This window comes from Flavihumibacter rivuli, assembly GCF_018595685.2.
Taxonomy (GTDB): Bacteria; Bacteroidota; Bacteroidia; order Chitinophagales; family Chitinophagaceae; genus Flavihumibacter; species Flavihumibacter rivuli.
In genome coordinates this window covers 197,304-211,895 of the sequence record NZ_CP092334.1, presented here as the reverse complement: position 1 = coordinate 211,895, position 14,592 = coordinate 197,304, and the positions used below count along the sequence as shown (strand labels likewise).

At 47.5% G+C, this 14,592-nt stretch carries 10 protein-coding genes; 6 read left to right on the top strand and 4 right to left on the bottom strand.

Annotated elements, in window-relative coordinates; genetic code table 11:
• Nucleotides 1-107 precede the first annotated feature (107 nt).
• From KJS94_RS00900 to KJS94_RS00890, 3 genes are all read right to left on the bottom strand, one after another.
• Nucleotides 108-956 (bottom strand): aminotransferase class IV, encoded by an 849-nt coding sequence (locus KJS94_RS00900; protein ID WP_214446877.1) that lies wholly within the window; start codon nt 954-956, stop codon nt 108-110.
• Nucleotides 957-1,015: 59 nt separating this feature from the next.
• Nucleotides 1,016-3,268: a Tex family protein gene (locus KJS94_RS00895; protein WP_214446876.1), complete on the bottom strand. Its 2,253-nt coding sequence runs from the start codon at nt 3,266-3,268 to the stop codon at nt 1,016-1,018.
• Between the two features lie 190 nt (nt 3,269-3,458).
• Nucleotides 3,459-4,112, bottom strand: coding sequence for an alpha/beta fold hydrolase (locus KJS94_RS00890; protein ID WP_214446875.1), 654 nt, complete (start codon nt 4,110-4,112; stop codon nt 3,459-3,461).
• Nucleotides 4,113-4,154: 42 nt separating this feature from the next.
• Here KJS94_RS00890 and KJS94_RS00885 point away from each other — a divergent pair, with 42 nt between their 5' ends.
• The 6 genes from KJS94_RS00885 (at nt 4,155) to KJS94_RS00860 (ending at nt 11,573) form a co-directional block, all read left to right on the top strand.
• Nucleotides 4,155-5,516, top strand: a complete 1,362-nt coding sequence (locus KJS94_RS00885) for a pyridoxal-phosphate dependent enzyme (protein ID WP_214446874.1) — start codon at nt 4,155-4,157, stop codon at nt 5,514-5,516.
• A gap of 753 nt (nt 5,517-6,269) precedes the next feature.
• Nucleotides 6,270-7,055, top strand: a complete 786-nt coding sequence (locus KJS94_RS00880) for an ABC transporter substrate-binding protein (protein WP_214446873.1) — start codon at nt 6,270-6,272, stop codon at nt 7,053-7,055.
• A 36-nt stretch (nt 7,056-7,091) separates the two neighbouring features.
• Nucleotides 7,092-8,201, top strand: coding sequence for a hypothetical protein (locus KJS94_RS00875; RefSeq protein ID WP_214446872.1), 1,110 nt, complete (start codon nt 7,092-7,094; stop codon nt 8,199-8,201).
• A 109-nt stretch (nt 8,202-8,310) separates the two neighbouring features.
• Nucleotides 8,311-9,378, top strand: a complete 1,068-nt coding sequence (fbaA, locus tag KJS94_RS00870; RefSeq protein ID WP_214446871.1) for a class II fructose-bisphosphate aldolase — start codon at nt 8,311-8,313, stop codon at nt 9,376-9,378.
• 253 nt (nt 9,379-9,631) lie between these two features.
• On the top strand, nt 9,632-10,690 hold the full coding sequence (locus KJS94_RS00865) for a class I fructose-bisphosphate aldolase (RefSeq protein ID WP_214446870.1): 1,059 nt from the start codon (nt 9,632-9,634) through the stop codon (nt 10,688-10,690).
• Between the two features lie 109 nt (nt 10,691-10,799).
• Nucleotides 10,800-11,573: a hypothetical protein gene (locus tag KJS94_RS00860; protein WP_214446869.1), complete on the top strand. Its 774-nt coding sequence runs from the start codon at nt 10,800-10,802 to the stop codon at nt 11,571-11,573.
• A gap of 135 nt (nt 11,574-11,708) precedes the next feature.
• Here KJS94_RS00860 and KJS94_RS00855 read toward each other — a convergent pair whose 3' ends face one another.
• On the bottom strand, nt 11,709-14,546 hold the full coding sequence (locus tag KJS94_RS00855; RefSeq protein WP_214446868.1) for a M16 family metallopeptidase: 2,838 nt from the start codon (nt 14,544-14,546) through the stop codon (nt 11,709-11,711).
• Nucleotides 14,547-14,592: the final 46 nt, after the last annotated feature.

The following is a 14,592-nucleotide window of genomic DNA, read 5'->3' as shown; positions in this document are numbered from 1 at the left end:
AAGGTAACTCCTCCCCATCATGGCTTCCGGTTCTTCGCAATGAAGACAAAAGGAGTGAAGGAATAGAGTCCGTAATTAAGAAGAAAAAAAGTCAATGGTACCTGGCATCAGGGGCCAAACAATGGCGCAATGATTTCCCGGTATAGCTCCCGGGACCTGGTACCCGTATAGGTCTTCTCCCCGATCCGCTGCACCCAACGCATGCCATAGCTGGTATTCGTCAGGAAGACCTCATCAGCTTCCAGCAGCAACGCTTGTGAAACAGAGGACTCTTCTACTTCAATCCCTTTGGAGGAAAGGGTCTCGATGAGGTAGCGCCTGATCACTCCCGCAACAGGTCCTTCCCCCAATGCTGGAGTAAATAGCCTATCCCCTTTCACCAGGAACACATTGGCGATTGTAGCATCGCAGATATTACCGTTGGTGTTCAGCATCAATGCGTCATTCCACTTCTGTTTCTTCGCTTCCAGTGCGCCCAGGATATATGTAAGGTAGTTATTGGTTTTGCAGTTCGCCAACACGTCAATAGCCTTCCGGGCCTGCTCATGTACTCCTACTACCAGTCCATTCTCATTCCATTGATGGTTGGCATCAGGCAAGGTCCAGGTCTGGATCACATGGTGGGGGTAATGGTTTTCGGGGTCATACAAGCCGCCGTTTCCCCTGAACACCATCAATCGTATCCGCGCTAACCGGCCATGGCCATTGCGATGGGCCAATTGCACCATCTTTTCCAACAGGTATTGGGGAGTAAAATAATGGGGCAAGTCAAAATGCAGCAGGCGCAGCCCATGAAACAATCGCTCCATATGCCATTCACCTAGCTGTACCTTCTCCCTGTTCACTTTCATGGTCTCAAACAAACCATCACCATAGCGGAGCGCCCTGCTGTTGGCTCCTGCCAACACCTTATCATCCCTGTAGAACTGGCCATCATGAAAAAGCAGGTGTGACATAATTTTCTATTCTACATTAAAAGTAACAATAAAAAAGACCGGCGAAGCCGGTCTTCTGTTTAGTCATTGAACTTCTTCTTCAATTCCATCAGTTTTGATTGGAAAGGATTATTGGCAGCGGCAGGTGCCGGCTTTTTTCCCTTATCATTCGGTTTGGAAGATGCTTTTGGGGCTGCCTTGCTATGGTCCTTCATAGACAGGCCGATCCTTTTCCTCGCCACATCCACCTCGGTTACTGTCACGGTAACTCTCTGCTGCAACTTCACCACTTCTGAAGGATCACTAACATAGGTATTGCTCAACTGGGAAATATGCACCAGTCCATCCTGCTTTACACCTATGTCCACAAATACACCAAACTTGGTAATATTGGTCACGATACCCGGCACCACCATGCCCACTTTTACATCCTCAATGCTTTTGATGGTATCGTCAAATCGGAACTCCTCAATTTGCGCGCGGGGATCACGACCGGGCTTTTCGAGTTCCTTGAGAATATCCTCAATAGTGAACTCACCGATCTTTTCTGAGATATATTGTTTCCTGTTGATCTGCTTCCGCTTCTCTGTATTCCTGATGAGGTCTGCTACAGAACAACCCAGGTCCCTGGCCATCGCTTCCACCACATGGTAGCTTTCCGGGTGAACGGCACTGTTATCAAGCGGATTAGCAGCATCCCTGATACGCAGGAACCCTGCACACTGCTCAAATGTCTTTGGCCCCATCAGGCTGACCTTCTTCAGTTCTTCCCTGCTCTGGAATGCCCCGTTCTTTGCCCTGTACTCCACAATATTCTTTGCAAGGGTTGTACTGAGCCCGGATACATACATCAGCAAATGCTTACTGGCCGTATTCAGGTCTACACCAACATGGTTCACACAACTCTCCACTACCTTGTCCAGGCTTTCCTTTAACCTGCTCTGGTTCACATCATGCTGGTATTGACCTACACCAATTGATTTGGGATCGATCTTCACCAGCTCACTCAGCGGATCCAATAACCTTCGGCCTATGCTTACCGCACCACGAACAGTTACGTCATGATCAGGGAATTCTTCCCTTGCCACATCTGACGCGGAATAGATAGAAGCGCCGCTCTCATTGACCTGGAAAATGCTCACCGGCCTTCCAAAATCAATGCTCCGAACCAATTGCTCCGTTTCGCGGCCAGCAGTACCATTCCCTACACCTATCGCCTCAATACCATACTTCTCCACCAACTGCCGGATGGTCGAAACACTTTGCTGCCATTCGTTCTGTGGCGGATGCGGATAGATGGCTGTATTATGAACCAGGTTACCTTGTGCATCGAGGCAAACCAACTTACAACCCGTCCTGTAACCGGGATCAAGCGCCAACACCTTCTTTGAACCTAATGGAGATGCCAGCAGCAACTGCCTCAGGTTCTCTGCAAAAACCTGGATCGCTTCCTCATCAGCAAGGGTCTTGCTGCTCATGCGGAATTCATTCTCAATGGAAGGCTTCAACAGACGATCAAAGCTATCCGCAACCGCGGTCTTTACTTCCTTTGCAGCTTCAGAACCGTTCTTTACGAAAATGCGTTCAAGGGAATCGATCCCTTCCTGTTTTTCAATATTGATATCCATGATGAGGTAGCCTTCCTTCTCACCACGCCTGATGGCCAGTATGCGGTGGGAAGGACATTTGGACAAGGGCTCACTGAATTCGAAATAGTCGCGGTATTTCTGGGCTTCTTCCTCCTCCTTCTTGGAGCTCAATACCCTTGACACCAGCACGGCAGATTCCTGGAATTGCTTGCGCACACTATTCCTGGCCTGTTCGTTCTCGGCCACCCATTCAGCAATGATATCCCTTGCGCCTTGCAAGGCTTCTTTCACATCCTTCACCTGCTCGTTGATGAAGGCATTGGCTTCCGAGGCAGGATCAATACTTCCCTGCTCAAAGAGCATTTTGGCCAGCGGCTCAAGTCCCTTTTCAATGGCTTGCGTAGCGCGGGTCTTGCGCTTGGGTTTATAGGGCAGGTAAATATCTTCCAGTTCAGTGGCATCAATACAGTTTTCGATCCTCGACCTCAATTCCGGGGTAAGTTTCCCGGCTGCATCGATCGTCTTCAATACCGTATCCTTCCTTTTATCCAGTTCGGTGAAATACTTTACCTCTTCAACGATGGAGTTGATGGCCACCTCATCAAGGTTGCCGGTAGCCTCCTTCCTGTATCGGGCCATGAAAGGCACTGTAGCGCCTTCTGCCTGCAGGTCATAAACATTGTTCACCTGCTTGAGTGTCAGGGACAGTTTCTGGGCAATTACTTGTATATACTTCGGTTCCATATGCTCATTTTTCAGGACGGCAAATGTAGGGGAGAATAGGGAATTGATGGCCAGGTTAAGGAACGCGATTTATCAACACCAAAAAGCACCAGAACGTTCTGATAAAAAATAGCCTAACCCGTCTTGCTCAAGCCAGGCATTCGGGCAAAATCAAGATATCAGTACTAACTATCAATACAAATAACCTTCCTTAACTGGTCAATATCTCGATAAGAATATTGTTCACTTCGTCGGCACGATTCATGACCATCAGGTGGCCGGCGCCTTTGATGGTATGGGTGGGCCTGACCTTCGAAAAAGGCAATAACCGGTCAGCCGTGCCATGGATATGGAACAGTGCCCCGGGATTACCCTCTTGCCGCCATTCAAGGATAGCCCCCAAAGCCCAGCGGAGGAAATCCGTATCACTCTCATCAATGATCCGTCGGAGCAGGGCCTTATCCTCCGCCGTTTCTGTAGTGAAGAGGCGTTTGGCCAGGGAGGCCTTTTTAAACAGAGCCATTGGGATCACCCTATGCAGCTGCAAAGGCCGGGTTATTTTATAATAGACCGGCAATTGTGAAGGATGGGCAATACTGGAGATCAGTACTGTATGGCGGGGAGTTTTCACCAAAGAGATCTCTGTGGCCAGCATCCCCCCAAAAGACAGGCCCACGAGGGAGAAAGGTTCGTCAGTGTTGATCTGCTCAGCCATTCTGTGGGCATACTGCACCAGTGGCTCTCCCTTTGCAGGCTTCAGCCATTCAAGGTGAACGATCTCCAGGGGCTCAGGCAGCCGGATATGGTGGAAAACCCTTTTGTCGGCCCCCAGGCCGGGAATAAAATACACTTTCATACGCTGCATGCTCAAAAGCTTACCTTTGCACCGTTTTAATTTAAGCTTGCTATGGATATCAAGAACAATATACTGGAAACCATCGGCAATACGCCGTTGATCCGTTTGAACAAAATTACCAGGGACCTGCCGGGAACCATCCTGGCCAAGGTGGATTATTTTAACCCCGGCAACTCCATCAAGGACCGCATGGCCTTGAAAATGGTGGAAGTGGCCGAGAAAGAAGGGAAGCTAAAGCCGGGTGGCACCATCATTGAATGTACCAGTGGGAACACAGGCATGGGACTGGCCCTGGCGGCGGTGGTAAAAGGGTATAAATGTATTTTCACCACTACCGACAAGCAGAGTAGGGAGAAGATGGATATCCTGAAGGCCGTTGGCGCCGAAGTGATCGTTTGCCCCACCAATGTTGAGCCGGACGATCCACGCTCCTATTATTCAGTAGCCCAAAGATTGGCCCGTGAGATCCCGAACTCCTACCATTTTAACCAGTACGATAACCCCGCCAACAGGCTCGCCCATTATGAAACCACCGGACCAGAGATCTGGCGCCAGACTGACGGAAAGATCACCCACCTGATCTGCACAGCCGGTACCGGGGGAACCGTAACAGGAACTGCCATGTACCTGAAAGAGAAAAACCCGGCTATCCAGGTTTGGGCCATTGACGTCTATGGCTCCCTGCTGACCAAGTATTTCAAGACTGGCGAGATCGATATGAATGAAGTGCATCCCTACATATCTGAAGGATTCGGGGAAGACTTTGTACCACAGAACTATGACATGAGTGTTATCGACCACTTTGAGCAGGTGACCGATAAGGATGGCGCTGTGATGGCCAGGAGATTGGCCAAAGAAGAAGGCCTGTTCTGCGGTTATAGCGCAGGAAGCTGTTTGCAGGGCCTGATGCAGCTTAAGGACAGGTTGAAGCCTGATGATGTGGTGGTATTGATCTTCCACGACCACGGAAGCCGCTATGTTGCCAAGATCTATAACGACCAGTGGATGCTGGAAAGGGGCTTCCTGGATGTCAAGACCTTTAAGGATATTGTCAATGGACGTGGCAGCCGCCAGCGCCTGATCACCGTTGATGCCAACCATACCGTTAGTGAGGCAGTTGAACTGATGAAGAAGTATGATATCGAACACATACCGGTTATGGAAGGCGACAAGGCAATTGGCTCCATCAGCGAGGGCGGATTGTTCCAGAAGGTCTTTACCAACCCTGATATCAAGCACGCTAAAGTGGGCACTGTATTGGAATCACCGTTCCCGATCGTTGACTTCCAGACTCCAGTGGAGAAACTGAGCACACTCATCAACAAGGAAAATGGTGCAGTTTTAAGCAGGGATGAGGCCGGGAATTTCCACATTGTGACCAAGTATGATGTACTGCAGGCAATGGGCAAATAATAGCAAAAATCATCATAATTCAACAGGGGTGCGGTTTCTGCCGCACCCTTTCCTTTTACCCAATTACCGGGATTAGTATTTTTACGATTCTATTGCGCGTAATCCTACCCGTAAGTCCACTGAAAGGATACGATTCCTGCAGTAAATACTGAAGTGTTAAAATTGAGCAAATGCGCTATTGTACGCAATATGCAAGCGACCTACTTTTGTATCAGAAGTTGATTGATAATTCAATCGTATCCAATATCCGAAGAACCAGTTTCGCAAAATCCAAAATCCAAATCCAAGATCCAATTCCTGCGAAAGAACCAAAGGAAAAATCCAATATCAATCAACTTCCTTTTTTTGTCCAATGATCCAATGAAAGTCCTAAACCGAAATCAGCACCAAATCCTTTGAAAAGCCGGTGTGATGAGTGGATGAGGCAAGTTCTTTGAACCCGAACCGAAAAAGCTTTTAGCTTGATCAACCTCTGAAACCATTATTCATTACCATGAGCCCGAGTCCAAACCGTCCAAACCATGTCCAGTTTCCTAACCGTCCAAAAAAAGTTTAGACCGGGCTTCCTGGGGATTCCAAATCCACAATGAAAAACCGCCAAATCCTGAAAACCACTTAACAATCCAACCCCTGGGAATTCCAGTGATTGAGTCCGGTATCCTCCTGCCCTACTTCATGTAAGGCAGGGGGTACAAAGTGGTCCTCCTTCTTTCATTTCTACCTATTCCCTTTATTTTGCAGCAAATTTCCTGAATGCCTGAATGTATTGATCAGATGGGCAGGATCGTCCTGTTGGGTGATCTCCCTAAAAGGATCATTTCGCTTGTCCCTTCACAAACCGAACTTCTTTTTCACCTTGGACTGGAAAAGGAAACGGTAGGCATTACCCGTTTTTGCATCCACCCGGACGATTGGTTCCGAACCAAAACAAGGATCGGCGGCACCAAGGATATTCGGCCGGAAAGGATCCACCAACTACAACCCAACCTTATCATTGCCAATAAGGAAGAAAACCAAAAAGAACAGATCGAGAGCCTTGCCGCGCATTATCCCGTTTGGATAAGCGATGTGAATGACCTGGCATCAGCCCTGGAGATGATCCTGGGAATAGGGGAAATCACCGGCAGGACAGCCCCTGCTGAAAGCCTGGTTTCGGTTATACAAGAAGGTTTCCTTGGATTGGAGCCGATCAAGAACAAACCAAGGACTACTTACCTGATCTGGAAAGACCCATATATGACGGCAGGGTCCGATACCTTCATCCATTCGATGATGGAAAAATGCGGCTTCAACAACATTTTCGGATCAAGGCAGCGATACCCCGTCACCACGGTGGGAGAAATCAGGGAACTGGGTTGCGAACTACTACTGCTCTCATCGGAGCCCTATCCATTTGCTGAAAAACATATACTGGAATTGCAGGAACAATTGCCCGGAACAACCATCCTCCTGGTTAATGGGGAATATTTCAGTTGGTATGGCAGCAGGCTGCAGTGGGCGCCCTCCTATTTCAAGAAACTGCTCAACAGTCTCCCATAAATCCATTTGCCTTAAATTGTAGGACAATTCATTTCCTTGTCATTCGCATCCCATCATAACGCATCCGAAAAGGGGGAGTTCGATAAGCCCTCCCGCAAGAAACCGATGTTTCCGGTCAACGATCGCCTGCGCGCCTACCTGAAGCATCATGGCCGGGAAGTAAAGCTACCGGTTGCCTATCGCGACCTGCAACGTTTTACCTACTCCGTTCCACTCAAGGATAAGGATGGAAAAGATAGCCTTTGGGAAACTGTTGTATACGACCTGAAGGAATGGGAGTTCATCCGTGAAGGCCTGGTGAAGATCTACGCGATCCTGAAAACAGAAGGAGACCTCACCTTCACCAAACATCTTGATGTTGCGAGGATAGATTATTGCGCCTTCGGGAACTCCCAGCCGTTCCGTATCAGGATCGTCAATAAATTCAACGACAACTACGACCACTATTATATCAAGATCGCAGATGCCTCAAGGGTGTATGGACTGGAACTGGAACATATCCTTTCCCCCAACAGGATTACTTTCCTCACGCATCAGCAAACATTGGTTGAAGAGCATATACCAGGTATCCCAGGCGACATATTTATCAAGACCTACCTGCAGGATAAGGAGACCAACAGGATCAGGCTGGCAAAGGAATTTGTGAAGTTCAATGAAAGGTGTTTTGTCAGGCTGCTGGGCGATATGCGCAGTTACAACTTCGTGGTGGACATCACACCCGATATCGAAGATTTTCAATACCGCATCAGGGCCATCGATTTTGACCAACAGTCCTATGAAGGAAGGAAGAACCTCTACCTTCCACAATTCTTCAAAGAGAACTACCCATTGGTCGCCCTGACACTCGAATACCTGAACAAGGATTCCATCGAACAGTACCAAACTGAAGAAAGGACCATGATGGCATTCAGGCTCGCCTCCGCACGTTACCGCATGAAGGAATTGCTTGATATCATGGGCAAGGATAATATTTCCACTCCGGAAAAGATCGGCCAGTTGAGCAAGGAACTAAGCGATTACCACCTAAAGAATCCCGGGTTATTGAGGTGTCATTCCATGGGACAATTGGTCAAGCAACACCTGAAGGTCTGCCTGAGGAAGAACCTGCTATTGATTCCGCGCTTACAAAGCCGCTTCGAAGACTAACAACTGTTATTAAAAAAAACACCCCCCGTTAACGGCAGGAATGGTATATTAGCGACTCAATTAACGATTGCCATTGCCTGTATTATTTCAGGAAACCAAAAAAAACCAGATGAAAAAGTACAGCGCCGGCGTATTATTCGGCGAAGAATTAGAAGCCCTATATAAGGACGCCAAAGCCAACCAATTTGCATTGCCAGCCGTGAACACCATCGGCACAGACTCCATTAACGCGACCCTTGAAACAGCAGCAAAGGTTAACTCACCTGTAATTGTGCAGTTCTCTAATGGAGGCGCCCAGTTCATTGCAGGTAAGGGAATGCCCAACGATAACCTCCAGGCAAATATTGCCGGTGCCATCTCAGGCGCACTGCATATCCATAACGTAGCCAAATACTATGGTGTACCCGTGGTACTGCATACTGACCACGCAGCCCACAAATGGTTGCCCTGGATCAGCGCACTGATCGATGCCGGCCAGGAATTCCATAAGGAAAAAGGACGCCCCCTGTTCAGTTCACACATGCTCGACCTGTCTGAAGAATCCCTGGAAGAAAATATCCAGACTTCTGTAGCATTCTTCAAAAGGATGCAACCACTTGGTATGGGTATCGAGATCGAACTCGGTGTTACCGGTGGTGAAGAAGATGGTGTTGACAATAGCGGCGTAGAAAACGATAAGCTTTACACGCAACCCCAACACGTTGCCTATGCCTACGAAGAGCTTGGTAAAGTGGGCAACCTGTTCACCGTAGCGGCAGCCTTCGGTAACGTACACGGTGTGTACAGCCCTGGTAATGTAGAATTGCGTCCAGAGATCCTGCACAATAGCCAGGTATTCATCCAGGAACAATATAAGACCGGTGAAAAGCCAGTATACTTTGTATTCCATGGTGGAAGCGGCTCCCCTAAAGAGCAGATCCGCGAGGCCATCGGTTATGGTGTGATCAAAATGAATATTGACACCGACCTGCAATGGGCCTTCTGGGAAGGGGTACTGGGTTATTATCAAAAGCATGAAGCCTACCTGCAAGGCCAACTCGGCAACCCCGAAGGAGCAGATAAGCCCAACAAGAAATACTATGACCCACGCGTATGGTTGAGGAAAGGCCAGGACAGCTTCGTGAAGCGCCTGGAAGAAGCCTTCACCGACCTGAACTGCATCAACAGGAATGCCTAAGATACTCTCATCCATTCATAAAGGGACCCTCATTAAAGGGTCCCTTTTTCATTTCTTTTCCGACCCGACTCCGACCCGTCTCCGACCCGACTCCGACCCGGCTCCGACCCGTCTCCGACCTTACCCCGTTAAAACACGGTCTGAAGGCATGTATTTTCACCCTATTCCATTGCGTTAACTGTACACAACTACTTCCTGCCTTACCGGCCTTCGATTATTTTCGCTTCTCAAAACGATTGCAAAAAGAACCATTATGCCAGAAAAAAAGATCGTTGAGCTATTAGGCGAAAGGGCCGAATACCTGCTCAGCCACCAATGCCAAACATTGGACAAGTCCCAATTCACACTACCTTCCCCCTCGCATGTTGAAGAAGTCTGGGTAAACAGCAACCGCAACAACCAGGTACTCAGGAGCATGCAGCAGTTATTAGGCCATGGACGTCTGGCCAATACAGGTTACTGCTCCATCTTCCCGGTTGACCAGGGAATCGAACACAGCGGTGGATCAGCGTTTGCCCCCAACCCAATGTACTTCGACCCGGAGAACATCATCAAACTTGCTATAGAAGGTGGCTGCAGTGGCGTGGCTTCTACCTATGGGGTGCTGGGATTGATGAGCCGTAAATACGCCCACCGGATCCCCTTCATTGTTAAGATCAACCACAATGAATTCCTAAGCTATCCTAACCGCTTCGACCAAACCATGTTTGGTACAGTAAAAAGCGCCTGGAATATGGGTGCCGTGGCTGTAGGTGCCACTATTTATTGGGGAAGTGCAGAAAGTACCCGTCAGTTGAAAGAAGTGGCAGAGGCATTCGAATATGCCCATGAACTGGGAATGGCTACCATCCTCTGGTGCTATACCCGTAATAATGCCTTCAAGGTTGATGGAGTGGATTACCACACTTCCGCAGACCTTACCGGTCAGGCCAATCACCTTGGAGTGACCTTACAGGCCGATATCATCAAACAAAAACTTCCTACCAATAACGGAGGCTACCTGGCCACCAAACATGGCAAGACCAGCAAACTGGTTTATGAGAAATTGACCACGGACCACCCGATCGATCTTTGCAGGTACCAGTTGGCCAATTGCTATATGGGCAAAGTCGGACTGATCAATAGTGGGGGGGAAAGCAAAGGAGCCAGCGATATGGCAGAAGCCGTAGAAACTGCCGTGATCAACAAGCGCGCTGGTGGCATGGGCCTAATCCTGGGAAGGAAAGCGTTCCAAAGGCCTTTCAAGGAAGGCGTGGAAATGCTCAATATCATCCAGGATGTCTATCTGGATAACAGTATTACCGTTGCCTGATTACTCATTGTTACACATACATACGGCCTGCCATTGCAGGCCGTTTTCATTTCCATTTCAGGTTAAAACACCCCTCCACAACCCTATTGCCAATCCCTAATTTGGGACCATGAAAAAGGGAGTGGAAATCATACCAGGAATATTCAACTATTGTAACAGGCGCTGTAAAGAATGCAAATTTACTTCCAGGTGCTCGGCATTCAACCCCAAAAGCCCTTCGTTTCCCGACTCCTTCGCAAGTGTCCCCATTGAATGGATGCAGGCAACGAATAACCTGCTTCAACATTTTATCGATCTAATGGATGAAAGAGAACCGTTTGGCAGGCCTTTTATGAACGAAGACTACACACCAGATAACGATTACTGCTTAGATGAATTCAACAACTTTAAGAGCAGGGTCCATAAAAAAATGATCTATGAATGTGAACAGGCCATGAATGATATCTGGAGGTGGCAGAACAAAAAAAAGCCCCCTTATGGTGGAACAACCCCTAGCCATCGCAGTAATTATTGTAACACAGACAGCCTCTCTCTTCCTCCATATCAACCAAAACAAATCGAGGCACTGGAAATTCTTGAATGGTATTCATACCTTATCCCTGCAAAAACAAATCGGGCGGTATCAGCATTGGAAGAAGCCATGAATGAAACCGGCGAGCTACATATGATTTGTCAACGTGACGCTGATGGTTCAGCCAAAGTAGCATTGCTTGGGATAGATGATTGTATCACTTCCCTCCTTTCCCTTTACTCAGAATGGCCGGAAGAAGAAGATAATATCCTCCTCTTCCTTACCAATCTTTCAAAAGTAAAAGCATTCATACTGGATGAATTCCCTGAAGCCATGAACTTTATCAGGCCAGGCTTTGACATGAATGTTTGACAAAATCGCCCATTCATAACGCTTCTTGTTTCGACCGGTTGCAGCAGCGTTTTCCCCTTATCCTAACCGCATCCCCTTGCCTTGACAATAGCCCGATTAGCATCATGCATAATGGAATCGACAAACGTAAAATCGTTATTCCTTCTCCGGCATCAACACTGCAATGAACTCATTCTTCCCATTGAAGAATAACTGTGCCGCAGTTTTGATATCCTGCACTGTTAGTGCATTGACATATTTTTCATAATCCAGGAATCTCGCAGGTGAACTCCCTACTGCTATCTGCTCTGTGATCTGGTTCAGCCAGGTCTGGTTTTCCTTTATACCTGTCCTGTACTTCTCCAACCACTGTTTCTTCACCTTATTCAAATATTCTTCCCCGGGGCCAGTTACCTTCAATAGGTCTATTTCATGACGGGCAGCCGCCAATAAGGTATCCACCTTTTCCGGACCACAAGGCAACTGCAAAACGAATGAGTAATTACCATAGGGATATCTATCAACACTACTGAACATGCCGCCACCATATATCCCCTGAATCTTCTCACGCAATTCCTCAATGATTCTGATGTTCAATATCTCACTTATGGCAGCTGCTTTCAACTCCAGGTCCTCCTTATAAGCCACCTCGCCATTGAAGAACCCAAGGATCAGGCTCTTTTTCTCCTTGCCTTTATTGACCGTTAGCATTTTCTTTCCTGTAACAGGGCGCACTTTATTATCCTTCCACATGAACTTCTGCTTGCTGACTGGTAAACTTCCCAGGTAAGTCTCCAGCATTGGCATAATTGAATCAAACTGTAAACTTCCTACCAAAACAAAATGCATACCTGAAGCATCCCCAATATGTTCTTTATAGATGGCAAGACACCTGTCGAGGTTCAACTGCTCAAAATAGGATGGCTTTGGAACTGCTATCGGCGCTAAAGGATTATCATTATACAGAACGCGGAAAAGGGTATCCACAAAAGCCGTCTGTGGATTGGCGCCAATCGCCGCATACTGTTGTTTGCTGCGTTGGATGAAGGAACTAAACAAGCCAGTATCCTTTCTTGGTGAGGTAACATATAGGTAAACCAACTGCAGTAAGGTTTCAATATCCTTCTTTCCCGAGTTGCCGCGGAACCCATCAGTGATATCACCTATGGATGGAGACACAGATACGGATTTACCAGACAAGACTTTTCGCAATTCAACAGGTGTGAATTTTCCAACGCCCATTGAGGTAACAACCGGTATCGCATACTCCGCATTGTACTTATCAGCAAGGCTGTAGCCATTCTTCCCTCCGGGACGGGTTGCTGATAACAATACCTGGTCATTCTTAAAATCCGTTGATTTCAAGGTTACTTTAACACCATTACTCAATACCACAGTAGTGGTTCCCATGGCTTTGTCAACACTTCGGCTAACTATTTTACCTGGTTTGGGTGGCTCAGCTAAAAGTGTCGATACAACTTCTTTTTCCTGGTATGGAGTTAGCTGGGCAAGTTTGCTGGCTTTCATTGTTGCCAGCAACTCATCATTCTTCACCAACTGGCTTCCTGGTCCCAACTCAGGACCGGTTGCATATACAAACCTGTTCTCCTCATTCCTGATTTCATTGGACACTTCATTCACTTCTTCCAGCGTAATACCAGGCAATACCGTCCTGGTGTATTCGAACTCCCTGGCAATACCCGGAATGGGTTCCTTAGTAAGGAAATTACCGGCATATTCATCAGCGAAATCTTCAGATTCTGTTTTGTCCCTGTTGTTGAAATTGCGTTCCAAGCTATTCAGGATCGACTTTTTACTCCTTTCCAATTCTGATAGTGTAAAGCCAAAACGATTAGCCCTTTCCAATTCATTCATTAAAGCGGTTAGTCCCTTACGCACATCACCAGAACCCACTGAAACAAATGCCCGGAAATTCTCATGGTCACGGACGAAACCACCAAAACTGGCCCCAGCACCAACAAATGGAGGCTCGGGTAATTGGGTCAGTTCCTGCAACCTCTGGTTCAACATAGAAGTATACAATTGCCTGACCAATGCCTTACGGTAGTCCCCAAAAGTTTGGATTGGTGTAACATTCTTGATGGGATAATTGACCACAACAGAAAAACCAGTCGCTTCCTTATCGGTAACCACCATAGCTTCCGGTTTTGAATAGGAAGGAATCATTTCTGTTCTCCTGGTTCGGGCTTCCTGGGGATTCTCCAAAGCAGAGAAATGCTTACGGATAAGGTCAAGCGCCTTATTCTCCTCAATATCACCTACTACGATAACTGCCATCAAGTCTGGCCGATACCAATCCCGGTAAAACCGCCTGATCACATCTGGCTTAAAGGTCCTGATGATACTATCTGACCCAATTGGCAAACGATCGGCGTACTTTGACCCTGCAAAAAGCCTTGGGTAGATCTTCCTGAACATCCTATCCTGCGCCCCTTTCCCAAGGCGGCTTTCTTCAAGTATCACTCCCCTTTCGGTTTCAATATCCTCATCCAGGTAACTCACCTGGTGCGCCCAATCTTCCAATATCTGGAAGCCTTTCTCCAGGTTCCCGGGTTTGTCTGTAGGGATAGGAAGGATATAGACCGTTTCATCAAAACTGGTATAGGCATTCAGGTCATTTCCAAATCCCACACCAATATCCTGTAAATAGGACACGATATCATTTTTCCGGAAGTTTTTTGTGCCATTAAAGGCCATGTGCTCACACATATGGGCAAGTCCAAGTTGATCAGGATCTTCATTGATCGACCCGGCGTTTAGGACAAGCCTTAGTTCTACTTTCTTTTCCGGCCACTTATTGGTCCTGATATAATAGGTTAGGCCATTGGGTAATTTCCCGATCCTGACTACTGAATCAATCGCAATTACATCATTTGGTGATGGTTGGGCCAGGCCAAGGTTTGCTGAGAGCAGGAGGATAAAGGCCAGGAATTTTGCAGAAAACTTGAAAAGGAACTTTACTAGTCTGGTCATGGTAAGGTTCAGTTGGTGAACGGTTTATAATAATGGGACAAATTAG